The organism is Achromobacter sp. ACRQX (assembly GCF_022346505.1).
GTDB lineage: Bacteria > Pseudomonadota > Gammaproteobacteria > Burkholderiales > Burkholderiaceae_B > Achromobacter > Achromobacter animicus.
In genome coordinates this window covers 1-9377 of sequence record NZ_JAKRML010000055.1, presented here as the reverse complement: position 1 = coordinate 9377, position 9377 = coordinate 1, and the positions used below count along the sequence as shown (strand labels likewise).

Here is a 9377-nt window from a genome sequence, read left to right as displayed (position 1 = left end):
CCCGCCGCCTGATCGATCAGGTGGGCGTGCCGCGCTGCTGCTGCAAGGCCACGGCGGGCGGCAGACCATCGATGGCGTCGACGTCCGGCACGCCCACCTGATCGATCAGGCGGCGGGCGTACGGCGACAGCGATTCCAGGTAGCGGCGCTGCGCTTCGGCGTACAGCGTGCCGAATGCGAGCGACGATTTGCCCGACCCGGACACGCCGGCGAACACCACCAGCGCATCGCGCGGGATGCTGACGTCCACGTTCTTCAGGTTGTGTTCCCGCGCGCCTCGCACGCGGATGCAGGCATCGGGGCCCGGCTTCGAAGGATTCTTGCGCTGGCTCATGGCTGAAATAGTAATGGACCGGACGGCGGATGCCTTCGCGGGCGTGGCCAACCGGGCGAGCAGCGCCTCATCCCATCGCATGAGACCGCGCGCACTGATGCATCCATACCGCGGAACGAGGTGCCACCCCCACTCGCACGCGGCGCCGCGCATTGCCGTTGACGGCGCCCCGGCGCTGCTTTAATTTCGCAACACGCGAAACGGCAGGGGCGGCGCAATGCGCCGCCCTTGTCGTGCTGCCGGCAGCATCGGCGCGACCGCGCTGCTTCCGACTGCCGGGCAGGCTGCATCCCTTGCGGCAGGACTTGATGACCACATTGCTGAGGGCAAGACATGGTGATCTCGATTTCCGTCCTGGTCGTGGGCGCGGGCCCGGCCGGCCTGTTGACCGCCGCCGAATTGCAGCGCCGCGGCGTGGACTGCCTGCTGATCGATGCGCACGAACGCCCGCTGGATTGGGACCGCGCGACCGTCGTGCATCCGCGTTCACTTGAAATCCTGGATGCGCTGGGCATCATCGAACCCCTGCTGGCCGCGGGCGTGAAGCAGCGGCGCGCCCGCATTCATGCGGGCGGCAGCGAACTGGGCATCATCGACCTGGAACTTGCCGGCAGCCGCTATCCCTTCAACATCGGCATCTCGGAAGAAGTCACGGAGACGGTGCTGGCCGACCATCTGGCGCGGCTGGGCGGCAAGGTCACGCGCGCCACGAAGCTGGTGGGATTGCAGGAACAGGAAGACGGCGTGCTGGCCACCGTGGAGCGCGGCGGCAAGCTGTCGCAGGTGCTGGCGCAGTGGGTCGTCGGCTGCGACGGGCATCACAGCACCGTGCGGATGCTGACCGGCATCGAGCAGGACGGCCACGACATCAACCAGCCGTGGGCCGTGTTCGACGCCACCATCCCCGACTGGCCGGAGGCGTTCGAGGCGAACTATGCCTACCTGGATCAGATTCCCGTGATTCTGACCGCGTTGCCCGGCGAGCGCTGGCGCGTCTACCTGCGCCCCAGCTCCGCGGCGTCGGACCTGGTCGAGGACGCGCTGTCCACGCTGCGGCGCTACCTGCCTGACGCCGGCTTTTACAACGTCTCGCACCCGGCGCGCTTCGAATGCCACACCAAGGTGGCGCGCGCGTTCCGGTCCGGCCGCGTGCTGCTGGCGGGCGACGCCGCGCACACGTGCAGCCCGGCGCAGGGACATGGCATGAACACCGGCCTGCAGGATGCCTACAACCTGGGGTGGAAGCTGGCGCTGGTCTGCCAGGGACATTGTTCGCCCGCACTGCTGGACAGCTATCACGCCGAGCGCCGGCCCGTGGCCGACATGGTGATGGCGTCGGGCGATGCCGCCGAAAGCGCGCAGATGGCGCAGGGCAACGCAGAGCGTCGCGCGCGCGATCTGGCGATCCGCGCGGCCTTCGGCAACCCCGAGGCGCGGCACCGCGAGGCCGTGTCGGAAGCCGAACTCGACATCGACTACGCGGGGTCGCCCATCGTGATGGGTGACCGGCACGAGGCCATCTGGCCGGGCCAGCGGCTGCCGGACCATATCGACGTGCGGTTTTCCACCGGCGGCCGGGGCAAGCTGCATGAGTACGCCAAGCGGCGCGGGCACACCGTTTTGTTGATTGGCGGCCCCGGCACGGCGCAGCAGCCGCTGTCGGACCTGCGCCGCCGGCTGATGGCGCTGGCTGACGGCTACATCATCGAGGTGGTGGTGGCCCTGACCGCCAGCGACGGCGTGACCGACGTGGACGCGTACCTGGAGCCCGCCACGGCGGCCCGGATGGGCGTGGGCGACATGATGCTGCTGGCGGTGCGGGCGGACGGCCACGTCGGCCTGCGCGCCGAGCAGCGGCACGCCGAGACGCTGACGGCGTACATTGAACGCCTGCGGCAATCGGGACAGACGCCATGACCTAGGGAAATCCCCAGGCAAATCCGTGTCGATCCGGGTGCCGGCGGTTCGTCGTATTCATGCACCCACCCTCAAATCAAGGCGGACTACACCATGACTACCGGAACCGTACGACACCTGCGCGTCCTGCGCGCCTCCCCCGACCGCGTCTATCGCGCCTTTCTCGAACCCGACGCGGTCGCCAAGTGGCTTCCGCCCTATGGCTACACCTGCTCGGTCCAGGAACTGGACGCGCGCGTGGGCGGCAAGCACCGGATGGCCTTTCGCAACTTCGCCACCGGCCACCTCGAGCCGTTCGGCGGCGAATACCTGGAGCTGGTGGAAGGCGAGAAGATCCGCTACACGGACCGCTTCAACGATCCCGCCCTGCCGGGCGAGATGACGACGACCATCAACCTGCGGCAGGTCTCGTGCGGCACGGAACTGACCATCGTGCAGGAGGGCGTTCCCGAGGTCATCCCGACCGAGATGTGCTACCTGGGCTGGCAGGAATCACTGCTGCAACTGGCCCGGCTGGTGGAAACCGATACGCCCGACGGCCCGGTGCGCGACTGAGGCCGCCGGCGCGAACGGCATCGACTCCGATACGTTTGTTCATCTTTTGACACCATCGGGTCGCGCGCAATGACCCGACTCCCTACAAAATGTGGCGCGCCCCAGCGGCGCTGCGCGGGCCGTAACATACCGGCCCGCGCGAATCCCACAAGAAGGAAGAATCGTGTCAAAAGTGTTTGCCCTGCTGCTCTGCGCCGCCCTGCCCGCCGCGGCATTGGCCGCCCCCGATACCGAGCCCCTGAAGCTGAACGCGGACCACAAGCTGTATTGCAACGCCCAGACCGACTGGTGCGTGGGCATCAAGACGGACGGCGCGTTCAACGAAAACGGGCCATTCGCGACCAGCAGGACCCTGCGCGCCGACTACCGGTTCTGGGACTCGCCCGACATTCCCGACTTCAAGGATTTCAAGGTCTGGCCGGAACTGATCCGTTTGAGCGAAGAGCGGGCGCTGGTCGGCGTGATCGGCCCGGCGGAGCCGGACTTCAAGGCGTCGACCCCGTTCTCGGGCGGCGGATTCGAACGCCGGGATCTGTATCTGTACGACGTCAATCTGGGCGAGCAGGCCGGCGCGAGCCTGGTGCTCGTCATGCCGTACACGGCCGATGCCTCCATCCGGGCGTGCTTCAACGAGGCGGACCAGGAAAAGCGCGCCGGGCAATGCAGCGATGTCTATCAGTTCACGGCATCGTTGAAGGCCCTGCCGGGCAAGGAATTGCCGGATCTGCTGGTGAAGACGCAGGCCACCCGCTCGCCGTCAGGGGCCAGCCGTCTCGCGGACTCAAGCGCGCGGCCCGCGCTGACCAAGGCGCAGCTTGCGCCGCAGGCGGACAAGCAGTGCAGCTACACCGTCACGTACACATGGAATGCCGGCGACGCGACGTACCAGCCGGCCACGCCGCTGCCGGATTGCGCCGAGTTCCTGTCGGCGGATCCGGCTGCGAAGAAGTAGTCGGCGACGTGCTGCTGGCCGGTGTCGGGCACCGGCTTTCACGCTTATTCCGCGTAGCCCGGATTGCGCCGGTCCAGCCGGCGCAGCAGGCCCGGCCACGCCAGCTGGGCCTTGTGGGCGCGGTCAGCCGGCGACTCCACCGCCGCGCGGGCCAGGATCTCCGCGGGAATGTGGGTCAGTTCGCCGCCCGCCTGGGCGCGCACCTGCACCATGCAGGCGGCTTCCATCCGGTGCATGGCCTGAAAGGCCTCGGCCATGCTCTGACCCACGGTCAAGAGGCCGTGGTTACGCAGGATGAGGTAGTTGTTGGCGCCCAGGTCGCGCACCAGGCGCGGCTGCTCGTCGGGATTGAGCGCCAGACCTTCGTAGTCGTGGTAGCTGAGCGAGCGCAGCACGATGAACGCGAACTGCGACAGCGGCAAGAGGCCCGCCTTCTGCGCCGAGACCGCCACGCCGTTGATCGAATGCGTATGCAGGACGCACATCGCATCCTTGCGCGCCGCATGGATACAGCTGTGGATGGTGAAGCCGGCCGGATTGATGTCGTATGCCGAGTCCATCACCTTGTTGCCGTGCAGGTCGATCTTGACCAGGCTGGACGCGGTGATCTCGTCGAACATCATCCCGTAGGGGTTGATGAGGAAATGCTCCGTGCCCGGCACCTTGGCGGTGATGTGCGTGAAGATGAGATCGTCCCACCCGAACAGCGCCACCAGCCGGTACAACGCCGCCAGGTCCTTGCGGACCTGCCATTCCGTTTCGCCGACCTGTTCGCGCACGCTGGCGCCCTGCTTGCCTGCCGTATCCATCCTGTCTCCGTATTGTTGGTGTCGGCCCCGAGCCGTTGCGCCGGGATCCGTCATGCACTGTATTCCTTTTCGCGCCCGGTGCGCACGGCGGCGTCGGGGCGGCGTCCGTCTGGTGAAACAGCCCGAGACCCATTAACCTGTGAGCCACGTCCGAGGAGACTCCGAGAATGCTGCCTGCACTTTACGGTCATCCCTTTTCGTCGTACACGCAGAAGACACTGATTGCGCTGTACGAAAACGCCACGCCGTTCGAGTTCCGCAGCATCGGGCCCGACACGCCCCAGCATGCCGCCGACTGGATCGAGCGCTGGCCGCTGCGCAAGTTTCCGCTGCTGGTCGACGGCGAACGCAACGTCGTTGAATCAAGCATCATCATCGAGTACCTGCAACTGACCCACCCCGGCCCGGTCCGGCTGATTCCCGCCGACCCGATGGCCGCGCTGGACGTGCGCTTTCTGGACCGCTATTTCGACCTGCACGTCATGTACTGGATGCAGCACGCGGTGAACGGCGCGCTGACCGGCGATCCCGCCAAGCGTGACGAAGCGCGGGCGCTGGCCGCGCAGAAGCTGGAACGGGCCTACGCCTGGATCGACGCGCAGCTTGCGACGCGCACATGGGCGGCGGGCGCGGACTTCACGCTGGCCGACTGCGCCGCCGCGCCCGCCTTGTTCTACGCCGACTGGACCCACTCGATCGCCGACGCCTATCCGCATCTGCGGACCTATCGCGCGCGGCTGCTGGCGCGGCCGTCGTTCGCGCGGGCGGTCGACGAGGCCCGGCCCTACCGGACGCTCTTTCCGCTGGGCGCGCCCGACCGCGACTGACAGCCCCGTCCGTATCGGCTCCCACAAACATCGTCACCCGCGACCATCGCGCGGCAACGTGCGAGAATCCCCGCCATTCCCTCCCGGATGAGGACGCCCACCGTGCAGCAGACCTTGCCCCGCCACCTGCCTACCTTCCTGCGCTCGCACCTGGAGTCCCTATCCGGCGTCGGCCTCATGCTCGGCACGCTGTTCTTTGCCGCGGCGCTGACGCCCACCCTCATCCCCCGCACCCACGTCACGCAGGGCGTGCTTGCCGGCACTTGCCTCGCCGCGGGATATGGCCTGGGCGTGCTCTGGCATTGGCTGTGGGCCTACATGGAACTGCCCGAGCCCCGCGGCCGGACCGCGCGCATCATCAATGCCGTCATCGGCCTGCTGTGCGTGTCCGTGGCGATCGTATTCCTGGGCCGCGCAGCCGAATGGCAGAACACCATCCGCGCGCTGATGCAGATGGAACCCGTGACGAGCGCACATCCCATCAAGGTCAGCCTGATCGCCCTCGCGACGTTCGCCGTGCTGCTGGCGCTGGCGCGGCTGTTCAAGCTGATCGCGCGCTATCTGACCCGGCAGGTGCGGCGTGTCGTACCGAGGCGCGTGGCCAACGTCACGGGCGCGGCCATCGCCCTTTTGATCTTCTGGCTGCTGGCGACCGACGTGTTCTTCCGCGGCGCGCTGCACGTGCTGGATGCGTCGTTCAAAGAATTCGACGCGCTGCTGGAACCCGAACGCCCGCAGCCGACCGCCGATAACAAGACCGGCGGTCCGGCGTCGCTGATCCGCTGGAATGAACTGGGCCGTGCGGGCCGCGAATTCATCGCGTCGGGCCCGACAGCCAGCGAGATCACCACGCAGTCGGGACGCGAGGCGCTGGAACCCATCCGCGTCTATGTCGGCCTGCGCGGCGCGGCCACGCCGCAGGCCCGCGCGCAGCTTGCGCTGGACGAGATGAAACGCGTCGGCGCCTTCGACCGCTCGGTGCTGGTGGTCATCACGCCGACCGGCACGGGGTGGGTCGACCCCGCCGCCGCCGACTCGCTGGAATACCTGCTCAATGGCGACGTGGCCAGCGTGGCAATGCAGTATTCGTACCTGTCCAGCCCGCTGTCGCTGCTGGCGCAACCCGAATACGGCGCCGAGGCGGCGCGCGCCCTGTTCCAGGCGGTGTATGGCCACTGGACCACGCTGCCCAAGGACCGGCGGCCCCGGCTGTATCTGCATGGCCTGAGCCTGGGCGCCATGAACTCCGCCGGCTCGGCCGAACTGTTCGAGATGATCGGCGATCCGATCCAGGGCGCGTTGTGGAGCGGCCCGCCGTTTGAGAGCCGGGTCTGGCGCAAGATCACGGACGCCCGCAATCCCGGCTCGCCCGCGTGGCTGCCCGAGCTGCGCGATGGCGCCTTCGTGCGCTTCATGAATCAGCATGGCTCGCCCGTGCCGTCCGACGCGCCGTGGGGGCCGATGCGTGTCGTCTACCTGCAATACGCCAGCGACCCGGTCACGTTCTTCGACTATCGCGACCTGTACCGTCCGCCCGCGTGGATGAACGCGCCGATGGGGCCGGACGTGTCGCCCGAACTGCGCTGGTATCCCGTGGTGACGATGTTGCAACTGGCGCTGGACATGGCGGTGGGCACGGCAACGCCCATGGGCTATGGACACGTCTATGCGCCGCAGCATTATGTGGATGCATGGGTTGCGGTGACCGGCGTAACGGACTGGACGCCGGATGGCCTTGAAGGCCTGAAGCGCTATCTGCTGGAACGCGCGCAGGCCGCGATGGAAGACGAGGACGGCGACGAAGGCGCCTATGAAGGACGCGGAGGTTAGGCGCGGCAGGCGCAGCTCATGAATCACCCAATGCAGTCATGAATCACCCATTGCAGGACCAATTGACGTCGTTCTTTTACGCGCACGATGACGTCTTGCGCAGCCGCAGCGTCAGCAGCCGGCTGCTCGCTGGCCACCTGAACGTGCCCGCGCCGCCGGCACGCCTGCTGGCCGATTGGGATCGCGAGATCCGCACGCGGCTGCTGCTCGAACCCGGCGACGTCGAGCAGATGCCGCTGTCCCGCACCCGCGCGCGCTGGCCGGAACTCGGCGAGTGCGTGCAAGCCATGCGCGACTGGACGCGCGCGCAAGGGCTGGGCGATGTGCTGGGCGCCAGCGACATGGCGCTGATGGCCTGCCGGGGCGCGCGCTATCACCACGACGGCAGTCAATACGGCAGCGCGGCGTTCTGCAATCTGTTCCTGTCCGACGACAAGGGTCTGGACGTGCATTTTCCCGGCACCGGCCACCGCATTGCGCTCACACGCGGCGTGGCCATCGTCTTCGACACCTGCCAGCCGCACGCCGTGATTCGCCGGCATCAAAGCGGGTACGACGAGGCGGACTTCGCCGATGACCAAGATCTGTCGCAACTCTTTCTGACCTGGGAGCTGCCGATCGAAGATCCGGCGGTTGCGCGGGCGCTTGGCATTGTCTTCGACGTCGACACCGGAACGGCGTCGCGGCTGGAAGAGGAACAGGTCTGGGCAGATGGCCGGCGCGTTAGCGTGGACCCCGGCGTTGGACAATGGCGGTCAGCAGATTGAAGCCCTGATGCGTCGGGTATATTGACCGGCCCACGTCTCAGGGTCCACCACGCAGATGCCCTTTCCCATTGCACGCCCGCTTTCGATTCCGATTGGCGCCTTGGCGCTGGCCCTGCTGCTGCAGGCGCCCGGCGAGGCCAGCGCCGCCGAGCGCACCGTCTACACGGGCACGCTGCAAGGCGTGGGCGACATCGTGATGGAGCTGGACAGCGCGGCCGCCGACGGCGAGCTGACCGGACGCTACTTCTATCCCAAGAACGGCGTCGACATTCCGCTCAAAGGCACCGTCAAATCGCTGGCCGAGCCGCTGACGTACCAGGCCGCCAAACAGCCGGGCGCAAAGCCTGCCGCCACCTGGCAAGGCACGCTCGACGCGCAGGGCTATCGGGGGGTCTGGATCGACACGCGCACGGGCAAGCAACGCAGCTTCACGCTCAAGCGTGCCGCGCAGTACGACGCCAGCGCGCTGACGCCCGATGGCGGCATCGAGTTCGGCGTAGAGATCGACGCGGCCCGCGTGCCTTACGACACGCTCAAACTAGCGGGCCATGCCGAGCCCGTGGGCGACGACATCGGCAGCGCCACCGTGGCCTATCGCATGTGGCGCGATCCGCGCACGCAGTTCAGCTACCCGCGCCTGTCGCGGCATCCGGACAAAGCGGTCATGGCGCGCGTCAACCATCTGCTCGAACAGCGCCACTGGCGCATGAGCCACGCAGCACTGGCCTGCAAGGCCACGGCCTACACCAGCGACGGCCCGTCCGCGGGAACGCTGGGCAACTACGAGGAAGAGGTCGTGAAGGTGCCGTGGCTGTCCAGCGCGATGATGACCGTGACCGAGTCCGGCAGCCTGGACTGTGGCGGCGCGCATCCCAACAACCACTTCGATCCCTACACGCTGGACCTGCTGCGCGGCGAAACGCTGGATTGGAACCGCGTGTTCGACGCCTACGAGCCGAACAACCGCGAACCGCGCCCCGCGCTGAAGGAACTTGCCGGCCAGGTACAGAAAACCCTGGCGGCGCGCGACGAGGCGGGCCTGACGGAAGACCGCTCCAAGGAAGGCTGCTGGGATCTTTGGCCCACGTATCTTGCGCTGGGCGCGAGCGCTCCGGGTGCGCTGAGCCTGTCGGTGTCGGGCGTGGGGCACGCGTCGGGCGTGTGTCTTGGCACGCTGGCGCAGGTGCCGTTCAGCGATCTGGCGGCTTATCTGAAGCCGGGCGGACAAGCGTACCTGGTGCAGGACTGACTACAGACAACATGCGTGCCGGCCGCCGAGCCGGCACGCGTTGCGCACGACGAGAGCGCGCTGCCCCTACCGACTCAACGCCGGAAGCCGCCGCCGCCCCGGAACCCGCCAAACCCGCCAAAGCTGCGCCCCTCCAT

Annotated in this window: 8 protein-coding genes and 1 pseudogene; 7 read left to right on the top strand and 2 right to left on the bottom strand. The window is 67.6% G+C overall.

Annotation, left to right across the window (positions count from 1 at the left end):
• Window positions 1-19: 19 nt before the first annotated feature.
• A pseudogene (locus MHZ91_RS28005) lies at window positions 20-334 on the bottom strand (excinuclease ABC subunit A); the annotation flags it as partial.
• Window positions 335-667: 333 nt separating this feature from the next.
• On the opposite strand from MHZ91_RS28005, the gene MHZ91_RS28000 reads away from it, so the two are divergent.
• The 3 genes from MHZ91_RS28000 (at window position 668) to MHZ91_RS27990 (ending at window position 3758) form a co-directional block, all read left to right on the top strand.
• Complete coding sequence (locus MHZ91_RS28000) at window positions 668-2251, top strand: FAD-dependent monooxygenase (protein WP_239216571.1); 1584 nt, start codon at window positions 668-670, stop codon at window positions 2249-2251.
• Window positions 2252-2344: 93 nt separating this feature from the next.
• Complete coding sequence (locus MHZ91_RS27995; RefSeq protein ID WP_239216570.1) at window positions 2345-2806, top strand: SRPBCC family protein; 462 nt, start codon at window positions 2345-2347, stop codon at window positions 2804-2806.
• Window positions 2807-2969: 163 nt separating this feature from the next.
• Window positions 2970-3758, top strand: a complete 789-nt coding sequence (locus MHZ91_RS27990; RefSeq protein WP_239216568.1) for a hypothetical protein — start codon at window positions 2970-2972, stop codon at window positions 3756-3758.
• Between the two features lie 44 nt (window positions 3759-3802).
• On the opposite strand, the gene MHZ91_RS27985 is transcribed toward MHZ91_RS27990, so the two are convergent.
• On the bottom strand, window positions 3803-4567 hold the full coding sequence (locus MHZ91_RS27985) for a class II aldolase/adducin family protein (protein WP_239216566.1): 765 nt from the start codon (window positions 4565-4567) through the stop codon (window positions 3803-3805).
• A gap of 167 nt (window positions 4568-4734) precedes the next feature.
• Here MHZ91_RS27985 and MHZ91_RS27980 point away from each other — a divergent pair, with 167 nt between their 5' ends.
• The 4 genes from MHZ91_RS27980 (at window position 4735) to MHZ91_RS27965 (ending at window position 9240) form a co-directional block, all read left to right on the top strand.
• Window positions 4735-5394, top strand: a complete 660-nt coding sequence (locus MHZ91_RS27980) for a glutathione S-transferase family protein (RefSeq protein WP_239216564.1) — start codon at window positions 4735-4737, stop codon at window positions 5392-5394.
• A gap of 102 nt (window positions 5395-5496) precedes the next feature.
• The gene (locus MHZ91_RS27975; protein ID WP_239216562.1) at window positions 5497-7224 is read left to right on the top strand and encodes an alpha/beta-hydrolase family protein; all 1728 of its coding nucleotides are present in this window, start codon (window positions 5497-5499) and stop codon (window positions 7222-7224) included.
• Between the two features lie 38 nt (window positions 7225-7262).
• Entirely contained in the window at window positions 7263-7991 is a 729-nt protein-coding gene (locus tag MHZ91_RS27970; protein WP_239216560.1) for a hypothetical protein, read from the top strand.
• Between the two features lie 55 nt (window positions 7992-8046).
• On the top strand, window positions 8047-9240 hold the full coding sequence (locus MHZ91_RS27965; RefSeq protein WP_239216559.1) for a hypothetical protein: 1194 nt from the start codon (window positions 8047-8049) through the stop codon (window positions 9238-9240).
• The last annotated feature ends 137 nt before the right edge of the window (window positions 9241-9377 follow it).

Bases quoted from the DNA above. Each gene is read 5' to 3' on its own strand.
- MHZ91_RS28000 (WP_239216571.1), top strand. From the start codon at position 668: ATGGTGATCTCGATTTCCGTCCTGGTCGTGGGCGCGGGCCCGGCCGGC.
- MHZ91_RS27995 (WP_239216570.1), top strand. From the start codon at position 2,345: ATGACTACCGGAACCGTACGACACCTGCGCGTCCTGCGCGCCTCCCCC.
- MHZ91_RS27985 (WP_239216566.1), bottom strand. From the start codon at position 4,567: ATGGATACGGCAGGCAAGCAGGGCGCCAGCGTGCGCGAACAGGTCGGC.
- MHZ91_RS27980 (WP_239216564.1), top strand. From the start codon at position 4,735: ATGCTGCCTGCACTTTACGGTCATCCCTTTTCGTCGTACACGCAGAAG.
- MHZ91_RS27970 (WP_239216560.1), top strand. From the start codon at position 7,263: ATGAATCACCCATTGCAGGACCAATTGACGTCGTTCTTTTACGCGCAC.
- MHZ91_RS27965 (WP_239216559.1), top strand. From the start codon at position 8,047: ATGCCCTTTCCCATTGCACGCCCGCTTTCGATTCCGATTGGCGCCTTG.